Origin of the sequence: Streptomyces sp. 3214.6 (genome assembly GCF_900129855.1) — a bacterium.
In the GTDB taxonomy this organism is placed as follows: Bacteria; Actinomycetota; Actinomycetes; order Streptomycetales; family Streptomycetaceae; genus Streptomyces; species Streptomyces soliscabiei.
Map to the genome: position 1 here is coordinate 5,224,637 of NZ_LT670819.1, position 20,419 is coordinate 5,245,055.

Below are 20,419 nucleotides of genomic sequence, written 5' to 3' on the forward strand. Positions count from 1 at the left end.
ACCAGTGGACGACCTCGCCTACACTCGATGGCGTGCCACGTGGTGACGGTCGACTCAGTCATGATCTGCTCCCCGGCGAGAAAGGCCCCCAGGACGCTTGTGGCGTCTTCGGAGTCTGGGCTCCCGGTGAAGAGGTCGCCAAGCTCACTTACTTCGGGCTCTACGCCCTCCAGCATCGAGGCCAGGAATCCGCGGGAATCGCGGTCAGTAACGGCTCCCAGATCCTTGTCTTCAAGGACATGGGGCTCGTTTCCCAGGTCTTCGACGAGACCTCGCTCGGTTCGCTCCAGGGTCATATCGCGGTCGGACACGCCCGCTACTCGACCACCGGCGCCTCCGTGTGGGAGAACGCCCAGCCGACGTTCCGTGCCACCGCGCACGGCTCGATCGCGCTCGGCCACAACGGCAACCTGGTCAACACGGCGCAGCTCGCCGAGATGGTCGCCGACCTCCCGAAGAAGGAGGGCGGCCGTACGCCTCGCGTGGCGGCCACCAACGACACCGACCTGCTGACGGCCCTGCTGGCCGCCCAGGAGGACGCGGACGGCAAGCCGCTGACCATCGAGGAGGCCGCCCACCAGATCCTCCCGCAGGTCAAGGGCGCCTTCTCCCTCGTCTTCATGGACGAGCACACCCTCTACGCCGCCCGTGACCCGCAGGGCATCCGTCCGCTGGTCCTCGGCCGCCTGGAGCGCGGCTGGGTCGTCGCCTCCGAGTCCGCGGCCCTCGACATCTGCGGCGCCGCCTACGTCCGCGAGATCGAGCCCGGCGAGTTCATCGCCATCGACGAGAACGGCCTGCGCACCTCCCGCTTCGCGGACGCGAAGCCCAAGGGCTGTGTCTTCGAGTATGTGTACCTGGCCCGCCCGGACACCGACATCGCCGGCCGGAACGTGTACCTCTCCCGCGTGGAGATGGGCCGCAAGCTCGCCAAGGAAGCGCCCGTCGAGGCCGACCTGGTCATAGCGACCCCGGAGTCCGGCACCCCGGCCGCCATCGGCTACGCGGAGGCCTCCGGCATCCCCTTCGGCGCGGGCCTGGTGAAGAACGCTTATGTCGGCCGGACGTTCATCCAGCCGTCGCAGACCATCCGCCAGCTCGGCATCCGCCTCAAGCTGAACCCGCTGAAGGAAGTCATCAAGGGCAAGCGCCTGGTGGTCGTGGACGACTCGATCGTCCGCGGCAACACCCAGCGGGCCCTGGTGCGCATGCTCCGTGAGGCGGGCGCGGCCGAGGTCCACATCCGGATCTCCTCGCCGCCCGTGAAGTGGCCCTGCTTCTTCGGCATCGACTTCGCCACCCGCGCGGAGCTCATCGCCAACGGCATGACGATCGACGAGATCGGCACCTCGCTCGGCGCCGACTCCCTCGCCTACATCTCCATCGACGGCATGATCGAGGCGACCACCATCGCCAAGCCGAACCTGTGCCGCGCCTGCTTCGACGGCGAGTACCCGATGGAGCTCCCGGACCCGGAGCTGCTCGGCAAGCAGCTGCTGGAGACCGAGCTGGCGGCCGGTCCCGCAGCCACGGCCGCGGCCGACGCGATCCGTCGCCCGTAAGCCTCGTACGTATCACCAACCCGAAAGATCCCAGGCAATGTCTGCTGCTTCTGATCAGTCGGTTCCGCCGACGGGCACTCCTTCCGGTACTTCCTACGCGGCTGCCGGCGTCGACATCGAAGCGGGCGACCGCGCCGTGGAGCTGATGAAGGAGTGGGTGAAGAAGACGCAGCGCCCCGAGGTCCTCGGCGGCCTCGGCGGCTTCGCCGGCCTCTTCGACGCCTCCGCCCTCAAGCGCTTCGAGCGCCCGCTCCTCGCCTCCGCCACCGACGGCGTCGGCACCAAGGTCGACATCGCGCGACGGCTCGGCGTGTACGACACGATCGGCCACGACCTGGTCGCCATGGTCATGGACGACATCGTGGTGTGCGGCGCGGAGCCGCTGTTCATGACCGACTACATCTGCGTCGGCAAGGTCCACCCCGAGCGGGTCGCCGCCATCGTCAAGGGCATCGCCGAGGGCTGTGTGCTGGCCGGCTGCGCCCTGGTCGGCGGCGAGACGGCCGAGCACCCCGGCCTCCTTGGCGAGGACGACTTCGACGTCGCCGGCGCCGGTACGGGCGTCGTGGAGGCCGACCGGCTGCTCGGCCCGGATCGCATCCGCACGGGTGACGCGGTGATCGCCATGGCGTCCTCCGGTCTCCACTCGAACGGGTACTCCCTGGTCCGGCATGTCCTGCTGAACCAGGCGGGCCTCTCCCTCGACGCGCGGATCGACGAGCTGGGCCGCACCCTCGGCGAGGAGCTCCTGGAGCCCACCAAGATCTACTCCCTGGACTGTCTGGCCCTCACCCGCACGACGGATGTGCACGCCTTCTCGCACATCACCGGCGGCGGCCTCGCGGCCAACCTGGCCCGTGTGATCCCGGACGCGCTGCACGCGACCGTGGACCGCTCCACCTGGACCCCGGACCCGATCTTCGACCTCGTCGGCAGGACCGGCTCCGTGGAACGCCTGGAGCTGGAGAAGACCCTGAACATGGGCGTCGGCATGATGGCGATCGTGCCCGAGGAGTCGGCGGACGTGGCCCTGGCGACACTGGCCGACCGCGGGGTCGACGCCTGGATCGCCGGCGAGATCACCGAGCGCGGCGCGCACACCACGGGAGCCGAACTGGTCGGCGACTACGCGAGCTGAGCCGACCGGCCGGGCCGGATGGACCGAGTAGGCAGCACAAGGCCCGGTCGGTGACAGAAGTCACCGACCGGGTGGGTGCTCAGTACAAGGTCAAGCGCCGCGACGGTGTTGCGAGGAGTCCTCGCCGTCATCCTCGTCGTCGTCCGCCCCGTACAGCTCGGCGTACCGGGCGTACGGGTCGTCCTGCTCATCGTCATCGTCATCGTCCTCGAACGGTTGACCGTTCGGCGGAATGTTCGATGGCGATGCGCCCAGCTCTTCGGCCAGGCGTGAGAGATCCGTCCCGCCGCTGTTGTACTTCAGCTGGCGGGCGACCTTCGCTTGCTTGGCCTTGGCCCGGCCGCGCCCCATGGCTCGACCCCCTCAACGACGGGGCTCGACGGCCCCAGGTTGACACGCGTTCATGATCCAGGACGGTCTCTCCATAGAGAGCCCGTCGTAGGGCTCCCACGGTACCTGAGCCCACGCCCGTACGGTACGTCGCCCGTAGCACGCGCGTCTGCACAGCACCTTTCAGGCGACCCGTCCTTGCTGGTCAGTGGCGATTTTAACCACTTATCGGCGGCCGACCCGCCGGGAAGAGTGAGAGTTCTCTCCAACTTTCCACCGGCCGGTACCGCCGAAACCCTCGGACGGGTCCCCCTGGGGTCCTTACCGGAACCTCACCAGCCGCGCGCCTGGGCCGCCTCGTGCATCCGCTGCTCGGCGATCCGGTCGGCCGCCGCGGCCGGCGGAATCCCGTCCTCCTTCGCACGTGCGAAGATGTCCAGCGTTGTATCGAAGATCTTCGCGGCCTTCGCCCTGCACCGCTCGAAGTCGAACCCGTGCAGCTCGTCGGCGACCTGGATGACCCCGCCGGCGTTCACCACGTAGTCCGGCGCGTAGAGGATCCCGCGGTCGGCGAGGTCCTTCTCCACGCCCGGGTGGGCGAGCTGGTTGTTGGCCGCACCGCAGACGATCCGGGCGGTCAGCACCGGCACCGAGACGTCGTCGAGCGCCCCGCCGAGCGCGCAGGGCGCGTAGATGTCGAGGCCGTCGACGCGGATCAGCGCCGCGGTGTCGGCGACCGCCGTCACCCCCTGCGGGTGCCGGTCGAGGATCCGGCGCACGGCGTCCTCGCGGACGTCCGTGATCACGACCTCCGCACCCTCGTCGCGCAGATGCTCCACGAGGTGGTGGCCGACCTTGCCGACGCCCGCGATGCCGACCTTGCGGCCCCGCAGCGACGGGTCGCCCCAGAGGTGCTGGGCGGAGGCCCGCATGCCCTGGTAGACGCCGAAGGCCGTCAGCACGGACGAGTCGCCGGCGCCGCCGTTCTCCGGCGAGCGGCCGGTCGTCCAGCGGCACTCGCGCGCCACGACGTCCATGTCGGCCACGTACGTGCCGACGTCGCAGGCGGTCACGTACCGCCCGCCGAGCGAGGCCACGAAACGGCCGTACGCGAGCAGCAGTGCTTCGGTCTTGAGCGTGTCGGGATCGCCGATGATCACGGCCTTGCCACCGCCGTGGTCCAGTCCGGCCATGGCGTTCTTGTACGACATCCCGCGCGCGAGGTTCAGGGCGTCGGCGACGGCCTCCGCCTCGGTCGCGTACGGATAGAAACGGGTACCGCCGAGGGCAGGGCCCAGAGCGGTGGAGTGGAGCGCGATGACGGCCTTGAGGCCACTGGCGCGGTCCTGGCAGAGCACGACCTGCTCATGGCCCCCCTGATCCGAGTGGAACAGGGTGTGCAGTACGTCAGCAGGTGCGCCGGATACGTCGGTCACGGTAGTGACTCCCGGGTAACTAGCGGCGGTCGGGGCGAAGGCACCGTAAGGGTGGCGGGCCTGTGGTCCGAGCGTAGAGCCTGCGTGGCCCGCCGATCTCGCAGTGTCGGGGATCACCTTCTCGCGGAGTACCGCCGTGCGACGATTTGCAGGGTTTCCTTGTCGGCCGAAGGGGGAGGGAGCAGGCGTGCCCAAGGTGTCCTCGGTGATCGTTCCGTACGCGGTCTATCTGCGCGTGTACGAGCCGCTGGCCGCCTTCCCCGAGCCCGAACGCACCCACTGGGCGAACTACGCCCGCCGCCCCGAGCTCCCCTCCTACCAGGACGAGCTGCGCCGCGCGCTGGCCGACCTGCTGCCCACCCCGCCGGTCGCCGTGCCGGTGCAGGAGAGCGGCGACGCGTTCGTGACCGAGGTGGACGGCGTGCTCTGCGTCTGCCCCTGGCGCACCCGGCTGCGCGGCTGGCTGGCGCTGGGCGAGCTGGCCGAGGAGCTGCCCCGGCCGGTCCTGGAGGCCGCGCTCCCCGAGGTCGTCCGTCTGCAGGCGGCCAAGGACCACGAGCGGTGGCTGGCGCGCAACCCCGACGCCCGCCCGTGGATCCGTACGGCCGCCTGGCAGGTGCCCCTCAACTGGTTCGTCCTCGTCTCCGACGAGGAGCGGGAGTACGGCAAGGGGACGGCGGCGGAGGTGGCCCCTGTGCTGCGCTACCGCACGCCGATGGTGCAGGCGCGCCGCAGGGTGGCCCGGTCGCTGCGCACGCTGAAGGACGCCATGGACGAGGGGCCGCTGATCGACGGCCTGCTGGACGTCGGGCGCTGGCTGGAGGAGTTCCACCCGCGTTCGCTGGTGGAACTGGATTACGGCGGCCTGGTGCATGTCCTGCCGGCCGGCGAGCTGGAGGACGACCACTCGGCGAAGGACGTGGCCGAGGGCATCGAGGCGCTGCGGCTCGGGGACGGCGCGGCGGCCGGCGAGGCGTACGCGCGGCTCGTGGAGCGATGGCGGTCCGTACGGGACCGGCGCTCCGCGAACTGAGTCGACCCCGCGAAGCCGGCCCGCCAAGCCGGCCCCGCGAACGGGGTTGGGCCTCCGCTTTGACCTTCGGCCGCTGTGAACTGACGATGTGACAGGGGCGACAGCGCTTTCATAAGTGACGTACGTCACGGCCATGGAGCGGTCGGACAGCGTACCGTCAACCGCACTTCACGGAACTGACGGGACGTAGGTCCCGATCCGGGCTTTTGTCGCAAGGGTGACGGACCGCACGTACGCGGCCCTTGCGCCACTTGCCCATCCTCGTGCCAAAATAGGACAAGGAGTCCGGGGAGGGCTCCTCCGCCTACTTATGCTCCACTGTGGGGGGAAATCTCAGCATTGCACGCTTTGGGGGGTCTCGTGACTCCTGATCGCCCCTGTGACTGATCGTCACAGTGGCGTGACTGTCCGCTATGGCATGGTCCATCGGCTTCCGTCGCCGATGAACACCTGGGGGGCAATTCCATCGGTTTGGCCGACGCGGCTGGACAGATGGTGTAGTTGTAGTGCCGAGGACAAGCCGTTCGTCCTATAACCGACTCGACTCGCGTCCGCCATTTCGGGCAACGCGGGTCAAGGTGCAGAATTTAGAGGAAAGAACCGAGAAGGTTCGGTTCTCCCGAGGAGGCCGCTCATGACCGCTCGCACCCCTGATGCTGAGCCGCTGCTGACCCCGGCTGAGGTCGCCACCATGTTCCGTGTGGACCCGAAGACGGTCACGCGGTGGGCGAAGGCCGGCAAGCTCACGTCGATTCGTACGCTCGGCGGACACCGCCGTTATCGCGAGGCCGAGGTCCGCGCACTGCTTGCGGGCATCCCGCAGCAGCGCAGCGAGGCCTGAACAACTTAATAACCGGGCAACACGTCAGGTCCCCCAACCTGTTCGGACGCCCGGAACGCAGCTCCAAGCGACGTGGGTCCTGCCCCAACAGGCCCCTCGCCCACTGGGAACGTCGTCGATCGCGCTGGACTCCGCCGGGTCCAGCGCGATCTTTTTTGTGCGCTTGAGACGGCTCGAGCCCCCTCGCAGGGTCGTATCAGGTGACTCTGTGATCGACCTTGTCGGACTCTGGGGAGGCTCTGGGAGGGCTCCTGGGGGCATCCATCGGACTTCCTCCGGACATCCTCCCGAGTGGTGCAATTGCACATATAAAATTGACCAGTTGTAGGAGACGGGTAAGAACCCATGTTTTCAAAACTCATGCGGTGACACCCGTCACATGCCAGGGGCCTTGTCGCCTCTGACTCGTGTGAGCTAAAGGGGGTTGGGCGGGGTCGGGGTCGGGACCGGGGCGGTAGGTCACGCGGTGCCGGTCACGCCGTGGACGGGCCCTCCCCCTCGACGGCTCCCTCGGGGGCCTGGGCGCCCCGTGTGGCGCCGTCCATCGCCAGCCGCTGTAAGCGGTGGCAGATCAGGCAGTGGCGGGTCAGATGCCCGTAGGACGACGCGGCCGACAGATGCGCGCGGAGCAGCGCCCGCGTCTCGTGCCTGACCGATGCCGCCATACCCCACCTCCATGGGGGCCACGCGGGAACGGGCCCTGAGATCTGGGTACCGGCCCAATGTGACGCCGTCAAGGGCGCGCCTCAGGAGACAGAAAAGCCCGAATCCGAAGATCCGGGCTCCTCCGCACGAAGAAGGCCCGCTTCCCGGTACGGGATGCGGGCCTTCGTTCGTTTCACTGCGGTCCTGACGGGATTTGAACCCGCGGCCTCCACCTTGACAGGGTGGCGAGCACTCCAAACTGCTCCACAGGACCAGGTTTTGCGGCACTTGATGTTGCGTTGTGCTGCGAGAAGGACTGTACAGGAGGGTGAGCCCGCTGGTCGAACTCACCCTGAGTACAGGAGCCGTCACGGCGCCGCCGCGTCGATCGCCTTCACGATCCGCTTGTCGGAGACGGGGTACGCCGTGCCCAGCGCGTGGGCGAAGTAGCTGACCCGGAGCTCCTCGATCATCCAGCGGATGTCCAGCACCGAGGAGGGGACCGGCCGGCCCTGCGGGAGTTGTTCCAGCAGCCAGGCGTACTCGTCCTGCATCTCGTGGACCTTCTCCATGCGGCTGGTGTCCCGCTGCACGCCGGTCGGCATCTGCTGCAGCCGCCGGTCCACAGCCACCAGGTAGCGCATCAGGTCGGGGAGCCGGCGCAGGCCCGCCCAGGTCACGAAGCCCGGCTTCACGAGGCCGTCCAGCTGCCCCCGCACGTCCGTCAGGTTTGCCAGCAGCACGGGACTGCGTACGCCCTTCAGACGGCGCTCACACGCCTGCCAGGCGGCCAGGACCTGCTGCACCTGTCCGACCGTCCGCGCCGTCATGTCGACGATCTCCGCGCGCACCTTGTCGTACAGCTTCCGGTACGACTCCTCGTCCCACGCCGGCCCGCCGAAGTCGGCGATCAGCCGGTCCGCGGCCGCCATCGCGCAGTCGTCGAACAGCGCCTGGATGGAACCGTGCGGATTCGCGGACAGCGCGAGCTTCTGGGCGTTCGTCAACTTCTCGGATGCGAACTTTGCCGGGTTGACCGGGATGTTGCGCAGGATCAGCCGACGCGTGCCCTTCCACATCGCCTCCGCCTGCTCCGCCTCCGTGTCGAAAAGGCGTACGGAGACCGTGTCGCCGTCGTCGACCAGCGCCGGGTACGCCTTCACCGGCTGGCCGGCGCGACGGGTTTCGAAGACGCGGGTGAGCGCGCCGATCGTCCAGTCGGTCAGGCCCGAACGCTCCAGGGCCTCGCCGCCCTGCTGTTCGGCGGTGGCCGCGGCCGCCTGCGAGATCGCCTGCCTCGCCTTCGGCTTCAGCCGGAGCTTCAACGACTCCAGGTCCTTGTCCTCGGCCAGCTTGCGGCGCCGCTCGTCGACGATCCGGAAGGTGATCTTCAGATGGTCCGGGAGTCGCGACCAGTCGAAGTCCTCCGCCTCGAACGGGACGCCGACCATGCGTTTCAGGTCGCGGGCCATCGCCGTGGTGAGCGGCTCCTGGAGAGGCACCGCCTGGTCCAGGAAACGCTGCGCGAAGTTCGGCGCCGGCACGTAGTTGCGGCGGATCGGCTTCGGGAGGGAACGGATCAGCTCCGTGACGACCTCCTCGCGCAGACCGGGGATCTGCCAGTCGAAACCTTCGCCCGTCACCTGGTTGAGGACCTGGAGCGGGATGTGGACCGTCACGCCGTCGGCGTCCGCACCCGGTTCGAACTGGTACGTGACCCGGAACTTCAGCGGGCCCTGCCGCCACGAGTCCGGATAGTCGGCCTTCGTGACCGCCTCCGCCGACTCCCGGATGAGCATCTCCCGCTCGAAGTCCAGGAAGTCGGGCTGCTCGTGTCGTTTGTGCTTCCACCACGAGTCGAAGTGCGCGCCGGACACCACGTGTTCGGGCACCCGCTGCTCGTAGAAGTCGAACAGGGTGTCGTCGTCGACGACGATGTCCCGGCGCCGGGCCCGGTGCTCCAGTTCCTCGACCTCGCTGAGGAGCCGGCGGTTGTCGGCGAAGAACTTGTGGTGCGTACGCCAGTCGCCCTCGACCAGCGCATTGCGGATGAACAGCTCGCGCGAGGTCTCCGGGTCGATCCGGCCGTAGTTGACCTTCCGCTGGGCGATGATCGGCACGCCGTACAGCGTGACCTTCTCGTCCGCCATCACGGCCGCCTGGTCCTTCTCCCAGCGCGGCTCGCTGTATGTCCGCTTCAGGAGATGCCCGGCGAGCGGTTCGACCCACTCCGGCTCGATCTTCGCGTTGACGCGGGCCCACAGCCGGCTCGTCTCCACCAGCTCGGCGGACATCACGAAGCGCGGCTGCTTCTTGAACAGGGCCGAGCCCGGGAAGATCGCGAACTTGGCGCTGCGCGCGCCCAGGTACTCGTTCTTGTTGCCGTCCTTCACGTCTTTCATGCCGATGTGCGAGAGCAGACCGGCGAGGAGGGAGACGTGGACGTTCTGCTCGGCCGCGTCCTCCTCGTTCAGATGGATCCCCATCTGCTTGGCGACCGTGCGCAGCTGCGTGTAGATGTCCTGCCACTCACGGATGCGCAGGAAGTTCAGGTACTCCTGCTTGCACATACGTCGGAAGGAGGAGGAGCCGCGCTCCTTCTGCTGCTCGCGGACGTACCGCCACAGGTTGAGGTAGGCGAGGAAGTCGCTGGTCTCGTCCTTGAAGCGGGCGTGCTGCTGGTCGGCCTGCGTCTGCTTGTCGGCAGGGCGCTCGCGCGGATCCTGGATGGACAGCGCGGCGGCTATGACCATGACCTCGCGCACACAGCCGTTCTTGTCGGCCTCCAGGACCATCCTGGCCAGGCGGGGGTCGACGGGCAGCTGGGCCAGCTTGCGGCCGGTCTGCGTCAGTCGCTTGCGGGGGTCCTTCTGGGCCGGGTCGAGCGCCCCCAGCTCCTGGAGCAGCTGAACGCCGTCGCGGATGTTGCGGTGGTCCGGCGGGTCGATGAACGGGAACTTCTCGATCTCGCCCAGGCCCGCCGCGGTCATCTGCAGGATGACGCTCGCCAGGTTCGTACGGAGGATCTCCGCGTCCGTGAACTCCGGACGGGCCAGGAAGTCGTCCTCGTCGTACAGGCGGATGCAGATGCCGTCGCTGGTACGGCCGCAGCGGCCCTTGCGCTGGTTGGCGCTGGCCTGCGAGATGGGCTCGATCGGCAGCCGCTGGACCTTGGTGCGATGGCTGTAGCGGCTGATGCGGGCGAAGCCGGGGTCGATGACGTACTTGATGCCCGGGACGGTCAGTGATGTCTCGGCCACGTTCGTGGCCAGAACGATCCTGCGACCTGTGTGCGGCTGGAACACCCGGTGCTGCTCGGCGTGCGACAGCCGGGCGTAGAGCGGCAGTACTTCGGTGAACCGGTACTTCTTCTTCTCGAGCGCGTCCGCGGTGTCGCGGATCTCCCGCTCACCGGAGAGGAAGACGAGGATGTCGCCCTTTCCCTCGGCCTGGAGCTCCTCGACCGCGTCGCAGATGGCGGTGATCTGGTCGCGGTCGGCGTCGTCGGAGTCCTCTTCGAGGAGCGGCCGGTAACGGACCTCCACCGGGTATGTCCGCCCGCTGACCTCGACGATCGGGGCGTCGCCGAAGTGCCTGGAGAAACGCTCCGGGTCGATGGTCGCGGAGGTGATGACGACCTTGAGATCCGGACGGCGGGGCAGTAGCTGGGCGAGGTAGCCCAGCAGGAAGTCGATGTTGAGGGACCGCTCGTGGGCCTCGTCGATGATGATCGTGTCGTAGGCGCGCAGCTCACGGTCGGTCTGGATCTCCGCGAGGAGGATGCCGTCCGTCATCAGCTTCACGAAGGTGGCGTCCGGGTTCACCTGGTCGGTGAACCGCACCTTCCAGCCGACGGCCTCACCGAGTGGCGTCCGGAGCTCCTCCGCGACCCGCTCGGCGACCGTACGGGCGGCGATACGACGGGGCTGGGTGTGCCCGATCATGCCGCGGACGCCGCGCCCCAGCTCGAGACAGATCTTCGGGATCTGGGTCGTCTTGCCGGACCCGGTCTCACCGGCGACGATCACGACCTGGTGATCACGGATGGCGGCCGCGATCTCGTCCTTCTTCTGGCTGACCGGAAGCTGCTCGGGATACGACACGGCCGGCACACGGCCGCGCCGCAGCGCCATCCGCTCCTCGACCTGCGCGACCTCCGCCTCGATCTCGGCGAGGACGGCGGCACGGGCCTCCGGCTTGCGGATCCGGCGCGCGCCTTCGAGCCTGCGCCCGAGCCGATGCGCGTCGCGCAGGGACAGCTCGGCCAGGCGGGGAGCGAGAGCGCCGAGGGCGGGAGTACCGAGGGCGGGAGTACCCGGAGCGGGGGCGCCGGGGGCGGGGTGCGTAGACATACGCGATCCAGGATCTCATCTTGGCGAAAGACTGGGCGAGTGCTTTTGGGGCCGCCTCGCCTGACGCGGAGCGCCGAAAACCCCCTCCAGTTTCCCGGAGGGGGTTCTCGTTCTTGTGGCTGGGGCCGGGGTCGAACCGGCGACCTATCGCTTTTCAGGCGATCGCTCGTACCAACTGAGCTACCCAGCCACGAGGTTTCACGTGAAACCTCAGCGGTCCTGACGGGATTTGAACCCGCGGCCTCCACCTTGACAGGGTGGCGAGCACTCCAAACTGCTCCACAGGACCAAGCTGTTGCGTACGACAGTGTCGCACACGGTGTTGCGTGCCCCCAACGGGATTCGAACCCGTGCTACCGCCTTGAAAGGGCGGCGTCCTAGGCCGCTAGACGATGAGGGCTATCGGCCCGCCTGGGCGCTTCTCAGCGCGTCGGGGACGTCATGAGCATATGGGATGGCGGCGGGTATCGCCAAAACGGTTTACGGGGCCGTCCTGGAGGGGGTCCGGGAGGGCGTTGCGGGGGCGGATTCGGGGGCGGTTCCGGGGGCCGTTCCCGACGGGGTGAGGGGTGGGGCGGGCGAGGGGCTGGGGGACGGGGCGGCGCCGGGCTGGTTCTCCTTCGGGAGGTGGCGGCTGACCTCGGCCGTCGTCAGGCCCAGGCCCCCGAGTTTGATTTCGTCCCAGGCCTGGAGGCGGCGGGTGTCACGGTCGAAGTAGAGGATCGACGCCTCGATGGGGTCGGGGTACTTGCCCTCGACGGCCCGTAGGCCGCTGCCGCCGGTCGAGCCCTCGACGCGCAGCCGGGTGCCCTTCTTCATGACCTCCGTCTGCTCGTGGTGGAGGTGGCCGGCCAGGACGAGGGGCACCTCGCCGTCCGTGCCGCGGGCGGCGGACGGCTCGTGGGCGATGGCCACGTCGGCCGGGGTGCCGACGGCCTTCTGGGCGCGCAGAGCCTGGGCGAGGCGTGCGCCCGCCGCCTCCTGCGTCTGGTCGGCGCCCGGCACGGTGGAGCGGTCGGGGGTGAACTGGGGGTCGCCGATGCCGGCGAAGCGCAGTCCGGCGAGGGTGACCGCGCGGCCGTCGTCGAGGACGTGCACGTTCTTCATGCCCTGGAGGTAGCGCTGGGTGAGGAGGGAGTCGTGGTTGCCCCTGACCCAGACGTAGGGCGCGCCCAGCGTGGCGATGGGGTCCAGGAAGCCGTTCTCGGCGGCCGTGCCGTGGTCCATGGTGTCGCCGGAGTCGACGATCACGTTGACCTTGTACTGCTCGACGAGCGAGGCGATGATCTTCCAGCTCGCTGGGTTGAGGTGGATGTCGGAGACGTGCAGGACGCGCACGGTCGTCGGGTCCGGCTGGTAGGCGGGGAGCGTGGAGGTGACGTCGTAGAGCTTGGTCACGTTGGTGACCAGGCGGGCGAGTTCCTGCTGGTAGACGTCGAACTCGGTGACGATGCTGCGCGCGTTGCCGACGAGGGAGGGCGCGGAGGACAGCAGGCCCGAGAACCGCGGCTCCAGCACCGAGTTGGGATTCCAGGTGGCGAACGCGGTCGCGCCCGAGGCGGCCAGGAGGGTGAAGGCGAGGCCGCCGGCGGCGAGGGCGCGGCGGGGGCGGCGGTAGACGGCCAGGCCGAGAGCGGCGGCGCCGGAGACGACGGCGACGCAGGAGCGGACGGCGAGGTCGAGGGTGCCGTGCTCGACGTCACGGGCGACCTCGTCCTGGAGGCCGGAGAGGCGCTCGGGGTGGTCGACGAGGGCCTGGGAGCGGACGGGGTCGAGCTGGTCGACGTTCACGTCGAGGCGCACGGGGGCGTGGTGGCTGTCCAGGGAGAGCGCGCCGAGCGGGGAGACGTTGATCTTCGTGCCGCCGGTGACGGACGGGCGCAGGGTCATGGTCGTGTTCATGGGGCCGACAGGGACGCGGACGTCGCCGACGATCAGCAGGCCGAGCCAGGCGCCGAGGAGGACGACGGCGGTCATGCCGAGGGCGCGGGCCCAGGGGTTGGGGCGGGCGGCGAGTTCAAGAGCGGGGTTCCTGCGGTTCTTGCGGGTTCTGCGCTGGGTGGGCTTGAGGCGGTTCAGGGCTGCGGCGGGGACGCGGACGCGGGCCATTGGTGCCGTATGCCCCGGTCCGGGCGCTGGTATGCGGACGGTTCATGCCCTCCATACGTCGGGGTCGTACCGGACAATGGGGTCTGTGCTGGAGATGACGCGCGAGGAGTTCGAGGAACTGGTCGCCGAGGCGCTGGACCGGATTCCGCCGGAGTTGACGCGGCTGATGGACAACGTCGCGGTGTTCGTCGAGGACGAGCCGCCGACGGAGGATCCGGAGCTGCTCGGGCTGTACGAGGGGACTCCGCTGACGGATCGCGGTGAGTGGTACGCCGGGGTGCTGCCGGACCGGATCACGATCTACCGGGGGCCGACGCTGCGGATGTGCGCGTCACGGGAGGAGGTCGTCGCGGAGACCGAGGTGACGGTGGTGCACGAGATCGCCCATCACTTCGGCATCGACGACGCGCGGCTGCACGCTCTCGGTTACGGCTGAGCCGTCCGGCAGGGGGTGCGTGTCCTGCGCGTGTCTTCTTGTGGGCGGCGGGAGTTGGGCACGTCGACTCTTACGCCTGCCGCGGAGGTGGCCCCGTGCGCCCCTTGTACGTACCCGTTCGTCTGGCCGTGACGGCTCTGGCCGTCGCCGCGGCCGCCGGCTGTATGAGCGTGGGGGACGAGGAGGGCGGCCGGGCCAAGCCCTCGCATTCGGCGGGGCAGCACGGCGGTGAGGCGCCGGACGGGGGCTCGGCGGGGGCGGGCGGCGGGTTCGGGCTGGGTGCGGCGGGCGGTGGCGACAGGCACGGGCACGGGAAGGGCGACCGGGGCAGGGCGAGCGCGTCGGCGTCCGCTGATGCCGCGCCGTCGGCGGGTGTGAGCGCGCCGGCCTCGGCGGGGGCGGTGCGGCCGGGGCCGAGTGAGAAGCCGGGGGCGTCGACGCCGACCAAGGCGCAGCCGACGGTGCCCACGCGTTCGCCGGACCCGGAGCCGCCCGTGCCCTCGCCGGAGCCTCCGCCGCCGTCGCCGGAGCCGACGGTGGCCGAGCCGTCGGCCTCGGCGCACGAGGGCGGCGGGGGGCCGGCACCGCAGCTGGCGGAGCGGGAGCCCGCGCCGGAGGCGGCGCCGGAAGCGGCACCCGAGGCGGGTTCGCCCACCTAGGACGGGACCCTTGGCCGGTCCGGGACAGGACCTTAGGCCGGTCCGGTGCGGGGCCTCGGAACGGCAGGGTGCAGGGCCTGGATGGCTGCTGAGCTGCGGTGATGGAGCTCAGTTTGCCTTCGGAGGCAAGGGTGCGTATGGTAGTAGATCGTGTGATCCCATTTGCCCGGCGCCACCGCAGAGCGCGCCGTGTGGCGCGTACTCTCCCCAGCCGTGGCGGACCGCATAGAGGCGGTCGTAATGCAATGCGAACACGGAGTTGACGGGCGCGTGCCGACGAGACTCCGGAAGGTTTCGCATTCGCATGTCCATTTCCAGTACTGATCACGCCGTCGTGCCCGAGAGCAACGACGAGGCGATCGAGCTCACCGAGACCGCGGTCGTCGAGACCGAAGCCGCAGAGGCTTCCGTCGACGACTCCGCCGCGTCCCCCGAGCCGACCTTCGCCGACCTCGGGCTCCCCGAGGGCGTCGTGCGCAAGCTCGCGCAGAACGGCGTGACCACCCCCTTCCCGATCCAGGCCGCGACCATCCCGGACGCCCTGGCCGGCAAGGACATCCTCGGCCGTGGCCGCACCGGCTCCGGCAAGACCCTCTCCTTCGGTCTGCCGACCCTGGCCACGCTGGCCGGCGGGCACACCGAGAAGCGCAAGCCGCGCGCCGTCATCCTCACGCCGACGCGTGAGCTGGCGATGCAGGTCGCGGACGCGCTGCAGCCCTACGGCGACGTCCTCGGCCTGAAGATGAAGGTCGTCTGCGGCGGTACGTCGATGAGCAACCAGATCTACGCCCTGGAGCGCGGCGTCGACATCCTCGTCGCCACCCCGGGCCGGCTGCGCGACATCATCAACCGCGGCGCCTGCTCCCTCGAGAACGTGCAGATCGCCGTCCTCGACGAGGCCGACCAGATGTCCGACCTGGGCTTCCTGCCCGAGGTCACCGAGCTGCTCGACCAGGTCCCGGCCGGCGGCCAGCGCATGCTGTTCTCGGCCACGATGGAGAACGAGATCTCCACGCTGGTCAAGCGCTACCTGAGCAACCCGGTCACGCACGAGGTCGACAGCGCCCAGGGCAACGTCACGACCATGTCGCACCACATCCTCATCGTGAAGCCCAAGGACAAGGCGCCGGTCACCGCCGCGATCGCCTCCCGCAAGGGCCGCACGATCATCTTCGTCCGCACCCAGCTCGGCGCCGACCGTATCGCCGAGCAGCTGCGCGACTCCGGTGTGAAGGCGGACGCGCTGCACGGTGGCATGACCCAGGGCGCGCGCACCCGCACGCTGGCCGACTTCAAGGACGGCTACGTCAACGCGCTCGTCGCGACCGACGTCGCCGCCCGCGGCATCCACGTCGACGGCATCGACCTGGTCCTGAACGTGGACCCGGCCGGCGACCACAAGGACTACCTGCACCGCGCGGGCCGAACGGCGCGGGCCGGCCGCACCGGCACGGTCGTGTCGCTCTCGCTGCCGCACCAGCGCCGTCAGATCTTCCGGCTGATGGAGGACGCGGGCGTCGACGCCGGGCGTCACATCATCCAGGGCGGCGCCGCGTTCGACCCGGAGGTCGCCGAGATCACCGGCGCCCGGTCGATGACGGAGGTCCAGGCCGAGTCCGCGGGCAACGCGGCACAGCAGGCCGAGCGTGAGGTCTCCCAGCTCACCAAGGAGCTGGAGCGCGCGCAGCGCCGGGCGACCGAGCTGCGCGAGGAGGCCGACCGTCTGGTGGCCCGCGTGGCGCGTGAGCGCGGCGAGGACCCCGAGGCGGCTGTCGTCGCGGCCGCCGAGGCGGTCGTGGAGCAGAACACCGTGGCGGAGGCGCCGGTCGAGACCGTGGTCTCCGAGCAGCCCGCCGAGCGTCCCGCGTACGAGCAGCCGCGTCAGCGTCGTGACGAGCGGGGCAACTACGAGCGTCGTGACGACCGTCGCGACGACCGCGGTGGCCGTTCCTTCGAGCGCCGTGACAACGACCGTGGCGGCTTCAACCGCGACCGCCGTGACGGCGACCGCGGCGGGTTCCGTCGTGACGACCGTCGTGACGACCGTGGTGGCCGTTCGTTCGAGCGCCGCGACAACGACCGTGGCGGCTTCAACCGTGACGACCGTGGTGGCTTCAACCGTGACCGTCGTGACGACCGTGGTGGCCGTTCCTTCGAGCGTCGTGACGAGCGCCCCGCTGGCGGCTTCAGCCGTGACCGCCGCGACGACCGCCGTGACGACCGTCCCTCCGGTGGCTTCCGCCGTGACGACCGTCCCGCGGGCGGCTTCAACCGCGACCGCCGTGACGAGCGTCCCTCCGGTGGCTTCCGCCGCGACGACCGCCAGTCGGGTGGCTTCAACCGCGACCGTCGCGACGACCGTCCGTCCACCCACCGGGGCAGCGACCGTCCGTTCAACCGTGACCGTCGCGACGACCGCCCGGGCTTCCGCTCCGGCGGCCACGACCGCCCGTTCGGCCGCCGTGACGACCACCGCGGCACCGGCTCCGGCACGACCGGCCGCCGCGACGACAAGCCGCGCTGGAAGCGCAACGGCTGACGTGACGGCTGTCGCCGGCTCATGTGAGTGAACGCCGTGGCCCCCACCGAAATTCGGTGGGGGCCACGGCGTTTTCGTGCGCCCGTACGGCCTGAACCCCCTTTCTCCGCAGCTGTGAAGCGACTGTAGGATCAGCAGACTTCTGAGACGGATGTGAAGGCCGGGGGGCCAGGGACGCCAGGGGCGTCCAGTCGGATTCGTCTCCGTTCCCGGGGAGGGACCCTCTTGGCTCGTCATGTCTCCGCACGCCTGCGACTCGTCGCCGCCTCCGCCGTCCTGGCAGCCGGCCTGAGCCCGCTGCTCTCGTCGAACGCCGTCGCGGACACACCGCAGGAGACGGTGGTGCCGGCGGCGTTGCGGGACGCGTACACAGAGGGAGCGATTTACGGAGGGTTGGAGCTTTACGGAGAGCACGAAGCCGGCACCCAAGGCGTGTTCCACACGCTGGAGGGCTCCGGGCTGGTCTGGACGCGGTACTCGGACGGCACCTCCACCAAGGTCGTCAAGCCGACCGGGTACGACAGGTGGGGGGCGACCAGCGGGGACGCGCTCGCCTTTTTTTACTACGGCGACGGCCACCCCGATCGGGTCCAGCTGTGGAACGCGGCCGACGGCACCACCCGTACCATCCAGGCGCCGTCCGAGGACATACAGGTGATGGCCGCCTACGACGACTTGGCGGTCGCGGAGAAGCGGGTGACCGACGGCACCACGGAAGGGTGGGAGAAACACCTGCTCTTCCCGAACGACGACGGCACCACCCGTGACGTACCGGTCACCGGAGTCCCCGAGGGCGTGCAGCTGGGGGATCCGCTGGGCGGGAAGACGGACGTGCTGTTCTTCGGCGCGGAGAAGGACGGGAAGTTCCTGTCCGTCCAGGTCGACCGCAGGACCGGACAGGCCACCGGGTGGACCCCGCCGCTCGCCGAGAAATACTCCTACGCACACGTGACCGACGATCACCTGGTCCTGTACAACCTCCGCGACTCGGTCGTCCTGGTGTACGACGCAGCCAAGCTATCCGCAGGGCCGGTCGAGGTCGCCCCGGGCGGGGGTTCTTTCTCCGCCAACGCGGGGAATTTCGCCCTCGTGGGCGACTGGATCCTCCACCAGCCCAAAGGCACAGGGCCAGTGATCGCGAAGCCTCTCGCCGGCGGCCCCGCCGTCACCCTGCTGACCTCGTCGTACATGAACATGGCCAACGTCTCCGACGGCACCGCCGTCGTCGTGGGCCGTACCTCCGACACCAACGACGACTGGGGCGTCCAGCGCATCCAGCCTGGCCCGGACGGCGTTCCGGCCGTCACCCAGGTGAAGGCGCTGCCCAAGCCGCCGCTCAAGATTCAGGGGGTGTCGCTGGACCACGGTCTGCTGGTGGTGACCGACCAGGAAAGCCCCGTGGCCGGCGGGGGCTGGCGGACCACGCGTGAGCGAACGGTGGCCCCGACCGGCGTGCCCGCCTTCGGCGAGTCCTCGATCTTTCTGAACGGTGGCACGGTCGGCAACTGCGCTGCCGGTGACGTCACTTGTTCCTCCATCTGGGGCGCTGCCGACGGGGAGCTCGTCTGGCTCGAGCACGACCCGGAGACGAACAGCGACCGACTCAGCAGCGCCGGGTCCGGCTACCCGATCAGGGAACGGAAAGTGCCTGCGGGCGGCCGGATCACCGATGTCTCCGGCCGCTATGTGATCTACACGACCGCCACCCAGCAGTCCGTCTACCGCATCGCCAGCACCAGCGCCGCGACCGTCACCCGCGCCCCCGGCGCCGCCGCCCTCTCCGGCGACACCCTGTGGACGCCGGGGGCGACCCCGGGAACCCTGACGGCGTACGACCTCACGGCAAGGAAGACCAGCGAGACGGTCACCACCGATGCGGGTTGCACCCCCACCGACCTCGAGGCACTGGGGCGCTGGATCTACTGGACCTGCGACGGGCGCGCGGGCGTCTACGACCGTGCGGCGGGCAGGTCCGTGCCGGTTCCTGCCGACGAGGCCGCGCTCGGCGACGGGTACGTCGTCACCCACGACAAGCAGGCGGGGAAGCTGGTCCTCACCACGGTGGCCGACGGCACTCCCGCGAGCCGGGTCATCGGCGATCTGCCCGACACCGGCGTCTCACAGCGCGGCGTGCGCTGGACCGTGGACGAGTCCGGGGCGAACGCGGCCTACGTCGACGCCCAGGAACGGGTGCATCTGGCGCCCTCGGGTGTGGCGCAGCAGCCGCTGCGGCAGCTGGAGCCCGCCCAGAGCGTGACCCAGACCTCTCCCGGCACCCGCACCCTGACGTCGGTGCTGCTGTCGAAACCGGCCGCGGGCTGGAGCCTGGAGGTGCGCAGCAGGGCGACGGGCAAGCACGTCGGCGGCACGGACGGCGGGGCGGTGCGCGGTGCGTTGAACGTCAACTGGAACGCCACCGACCCGTCCGGGGTGAAGCCTCTTCCCAATGGCTTCTACGACTGGACCGTGACCGTCAGCCCCGCCGACGGCGTCGGCGCCCCCCTCCAGGTGCGGGGCACGGTCAGGGTGGTGAACGGCAGTGCCGCGTTCCACGACTACGTGGGACCGGGGGCGAAGCCGGACGGTGCGGGCGACCTGCTGACCATGCCCGCCTCGGGCACTCTGACCTACCAGCAGGGCACGGGCCAGGGCACGTTCTCCGGCCAGGTCAGCGGCAGCGGCTGGCCCACCGGCATCAAGGCGGTGCCCATCGGCGACCTGAGCGGGGACCGCTGCAACGACGTCCTCGTGCGGCTGAGCAGCGGGGCGCTGCGCCTGTACCGGACGGGCTGCGGTGGCGCGGTACGGCCGACATCGCCGTACACCACGCTGGGCACCAGCGGCTGGACCCAGTTCGACGTCCTGACCTCGCCGGGTGATCTCACGCAGGACGGTCGGCCCGACCTGATCGCCCGCAACCCGTCGACCGGCAAGGTCTACATGTACAAGGGCACGGCCGCCGGAAAGCTGGCCGCTCCCGTGAAGCTCTACGACAACTGGAAGTCGTACAAGAAGATCATCGGCGTCGGCGATCTCAATGGCGACGGCATCGGTGATCTGCTCGTCCAGGACACGTCCAACAACCTGTACCGCTACCTCGGCAAGGGCAACGGCACGTTCTCGGCGCGCGTGAAGCTGTTCGCGAGCTGGGGGGGTTCGTACAACGCGGTCACCGGGGTCGGGGACATCACCGGGGACGGGAAAGCGGACCTCGTCGCGCGGGACACGGCGGGCGGGCTGTACCGGATTCCCGGCACCGGGACGGGCACATTCGGGCCGACGATCAAGATCGGCGCCGGCTGGCAGAACTACAAGGGCATTTTCTAGCCAAGTTGTGAC

13 protein-coding genes and 4 tRNA genes are annotated in these 20,419 nt (G+C 69.6%); 8 read left to right on the top strand and 9 right to left on the bottom strand.

All coding sequences use genetic code 11. The features are described from left to right. Positions 1-32: 32 nt before the first annotated feature. Positions 33-1,562, top strand: coding sequence for an amidophosphoribosyltransferase (purF, locus tag B5557_RS23575; RefSeq protein ID WP_079661329.1), 1,530 nt, complete (start codon positions 33-35; stop codon positions 1,560-1,562). A 37-nt stretch (positions 1,563-1,599) separates the two neighbouring features. Beyond that, the gene (gene purM, locus B5557_RS23580) at positions 1,600-2,700 is read left to right on the top strand and encodes a phosphoribosylformylglycinamidine cyclo-ligase (protein ID WP_079661330.1); all 1,101 of its coding nucleotides are present in this window, start codon (positions 1,600-1,602) and stop codon (positions 2,698-2,700) included. Positions 2,701-2,790: 90 nt separating this feature from the next. On the opposite strand, the gene B5557_RS23585 is transcribed toward purM, so the two are convergent. Both B5557_RS23585 and B5557_RS23590 read right to left on the bottom strand, forming a co-directional pair. Then, entirely contained in the window at positions 2,791-3,051 is a 261-nt protein-coding gene (locus tag B5557_RS23585; protein ID WP_079661331.1) for a DUF3073 domain-containing protein, read from the bottom strand. A gap of 311 nt (positions 3,052-3,362) precedes the next feature. Then, positions 3,363-4,466, bottom strand: coding sequence for a Leu/Phe/Val dehydrogenase (locus B5557_RS23590; protein WP_079661332.1), 1,104 nt, complete (start codon positions 4,464-4,466; stop codon positions 3,363-3,365). Between the two features lie 187 nt (positions 4,467-4,653). Here B5557_RS23590 and B5557_RS23595 point away from each other — a divergent pair, with 187 nt between their 5' ends. Together B5557_RS23595 and bldC are read left to right on the top strand one after the other, a co-directional pair. Then, positions 4,654-5,499 (top strand): hypothetical protein, encoded by an 846-nt coding sequence (locus tag B5557_RS23595; RefSeq protein WP_079661333.1) that lies wholly within the window; start codon positions 4,654-4,656, stop codon positions 5,497-5,499. Between the two features lie 634 nt (positions 5,500-6,133). Then, entirely contained in the window at positions 6,134-6,340 is a 207-nt protein-coding gene (bldC, locus tag B5557_RS23600; protein WP_003949541.1) for a developmental transcriptional regulator BldC, read from the top strand. A gap of 473 nt (positions 6,341-6,813) precedes the next feature. Here bldC and B5557_RS23605 read toward each other — a convergent pair whose 3' ends face one another. The 7 genes from B5557_RS23605 to B5557_RS23635 all read right to left on the bottom strand — a co-directional run bounded on the left by B5557_RS23605 (position 6,814) and on the right by B5557_RS23635 (position 13,446). Then, positions 6,814-7,005 (bottom strand): DUF6274 family protein, encoded by a 192-nt coding sequence (locus tag B5557_RS23605; RefSeq protein ID WP_079661334.1) that lies wholly within the window; start codon positions 7,003-7,005, stop codon positions 6,814-6,816. A gap of 179 nt (positions 7,006-7,184) precedes the next feature. Next, positions 7,185-7,259 (bottom strand) — tRNA-Asp (locus B5557_RS23610). Between the two features lie 94 nt (positions 7,260-7,353). Then, entirely contained in the window at positions 7,354-11,337 is a 3,984-nt protein-coding gene (hrpA, locus tag B5557_RS23615) for an ATP-dependent RNA helicase HrpA (protein ID WP_079661335.1), read from the bottom strand. 116 nt (positions 11,338-11,453) lie between these two features. Next, a tRNA-Phe gene (locus B5557_RS23620) sits at positions 11,454-11,527 on the bottom strand. 24 nt (positions 11,528-11,551) lie between these two features. Continuing rightward, positions 11,552-11,626: transfer RNA gene (locus tag B5557_RS23625), tRNA-Asp, on the bottom strand. 38 nt (positions 11,627-11,664) lie between these two features. Next, a tRNA-Glu gene (locus B5557_RS23630) sits at positions 11,665-11,737 on the bottom strand. 80 nt (positions 11,738-11,817) lie between these two features. Next, positions 11,818-13,446, bottom strand: a complete 1,629-nt coding sequence (locus B5557_RS23635) for a metallophosphoesterase family protein (protein WP_079661336.1) — start codon at positions 13,444-13,446, stop codon at positions 11,818-11,820. An 85-nt stretch (positions 13,447-13,531) separates the two neighbouring features. Here B5557_RS23635 and B5557_RS23640 point away from each other — a divergent pair, with 85 nt between their 5' ends. The 4 genes from B5557_RS23640 (at position 13,532) to B5557_RS23655 (ending at position 20,407) form a co-directional block, all read left to right on the top strand. Beyond that, complete coding sequence (locus tag B5557_RS23640; RefSeq protein ID WP_079661337.1) at positions 13,532-13,882, top strand: metallopeptidase family protein; 351 nt, start codon at positions 13,532-13,534, stop codon at positions 13,880-13,882. A 95-nt stretch (positions 13,883-13,977) separates the two neighbouring features. Next, positions 13,978-14,541: a hypothetical protein gene (locus B5557_RS23645; RefSeq protein ID WP_079661338.1), complete on the top strand. Its 564-nt coding sequence runs from the start codon at positions 13,978-13,980 to the stop codon at positions 14,539-14,541. 304 nt (positions 14,542-14,845) lie between these two features. Beyond that, positions 14,846-17,080, top strand: a complete 2,235-nt coding sequence (locus B5557_RS23650) for a DEAD/DEAH box helicase (RefSeq protein ID WP_079661339.1) — start codon at positions 14,846-14,848, stop codon at positions 17,078-17,080. A 225-nt stretch (positions 17,081-17,305) separates the two neighbouring features. Beyond that, on the top strand, positions 17,306-20,407 hold the full coding sequence (locus tag B5557_RS23655) for an FG-GAP repeat domain-containing protein (protein WP_079661340.1): 3,102 nt from the start codon (positions 17,306-17,308) through the stop codon (positions 20,405-20,407). Positions 20,408-20,419: the final 12 nt, after the last annotated feature.